1 protein-coding gene is annotated in these 864 nt (G+C 62.0%); it reads left to right on the top strand.

Annotation, left to right across the window (positions count from 1 at the left end):
- On the top strand, nucleotides 1-864 hold an 864-nt coding region (locus HX851_RS33435), incomplete at both ends, for an OprD family outer membrane porin (RefSeq protein WP_177066536.1).

Below are 864 nucleotides of genomic sequence, written 5' to 3'. Positions count from 1 at the left end.
CTGGACCGTGACGGGCGCCCGGCCGACAACTTCGGTCGCCTGGACGTGGCCTTCAAGGCGCGGATCTCCAGGACCGAACTGAAGGTCGGCGAATGGATGCCGGTGCTGCCGATCCTCCGTTCGGACGACGGGCGCTCGTTGCCGCAGACCTTTCGCGGCGGCCAGATCACCTCGAAGGAAATCGATGGACTGACGCTCTACGGCGGCCAGTTCCAGAAGAACAGCCCGCGCAACGATTCGAGCATGACCGATATGTTCATGAACGGCAGGGCCGGCATCACCTCCGACCGCTTCAACTTCCAGGGCGGCGAATACAGCTTCAATGACAAGCGCACAACGGTCGGGCTGTGGAATGCCCAACTCAAGGACATCTACCGCCAGCAGTACGTCAACCTGGTCCACAGCCAGCCACTGGGGGACTGGACCCTGGACGCCAATCTCGGCTTCTTCTACGGCAAGGAGGACGGCAGTGCCCTGGCCGGAGACCTGGAGAACAAGACCTGGTCGGGGATGTTCTCCGCCCGCCATGGCGGCAACACCTTCTATGTCGGCCTGCAGAAACTCACCGGCGACAGCGCCTGGATGCGGGTCAACGGCACCAGCGGCGGCACGCTCGCCAATGACAGCTACAACAATAGCTATGACAACGCGCGGGAGAAGTCCTGGCAGTTGCGTCATGACTACAACTTCGCCGCGCTGGGTGTTCCGGGACTGACGTTGATGAACCGCTATATCAGCGGCGACAACGTGCACATCGGCACGGTGACCGATGGCAAGGAATGGGGCCGTGAGTCGGAACTCGCCTATACCGTGCAGAGCGGCACCTTCCGCGAACTCAACGTGCGCTGGCGTAACTCCAGTATC

It is taken from the genome of Pseudomonas gingeri (assembly GCF_013385635.1).
Classification (GTDB): Bacteria; Pseudomonadota; Gammaproteobacteria; order Pseudomonadales; family Pseudomonadaceae; genus Aquipseudomonas; species Aquipseudomonas gingeri_A.
This window is presented reverse-complemented; position numbering and strand designations above follow the sequence as displayed.